Below are 610 nucleotides of genomic sequence, written 5' to 3' on the forward strand. Positions count from 1 at the left end.
AATCTCCTATGTCAACCGGCCTCCGGATGGCAAGTACCGGGGCTGCCCGTGTCTGCCCGGAGCCGGTGGTAGACCACGTCGGCGAGGTGGCGTCGGAGCACCCAGGGCTTCGGTCTTCGAGTTCCCGGCGGCGGTGCGTCGCTGGACGAGTGCCTGGGCGGGTCGGTGGATTCGTAGTTGGGTGACCGCGATGCGGTGCAGGGCGGCGTTGAGCTGCCGGTTGCCGCCGCGGTTGAGGCGGAACCGCGCACGGTTGCCCGCCCAGACAGGGATCGGCGCCGTCCCGGCGTGCATGGCGAACGCGGCCGAGGACCGGAAACGGTCGACCCCTGCGGTCTCGACGAGGACCTTCGCCGCAGTCAGCCCGCCGCAGCCAGGAATAGCCAGCAGGTGCGGCACCAGCGGCTGCACCTGGGCCTCGATGCGCCGCTTGAGCTGCCCGACCCGCCGCGTCACCGTGATGATCCGCTCGATGAGCTCGGCGGCGATCTCGGCGCGCACGCCGCCCGCAAGCCGGCCGATCTGGTCGCGGAGCCGGTTCAGCGTGGTGATCCGGTTCAACGCCTGCCCGCGTGGCAGCGCGACCTCAAGGTCGTGCAGGTGCCAGCCC

Annotated in this window: 1 protein-coding gene; it reads right to left on the reverse strand. The window is 71.3% G+C overall.

Annotated features, from left to right (window positions below; genetic code table 11):
* Positions 1-6: 6 nt before the first annotated feature.
* On the reverse strand, positions 7-610 hold a 604-nt coding region (locus tag PSD17_RS19410; RefSeq protein WP_339124035.1), incomplete at its 5' end, for an IS110 family transposase.

Source organism: Pseudonocardia sp. D17, assembly GCF_036984265.1.
Taxonomy (GTDB): domain Bacteria; phylum Actinomycetota; class Actinomycetes; order Mycobacteriales; family Pseudonocardiaceae; genus Pseudonocardia; species Pseudonocardia benzenivorans.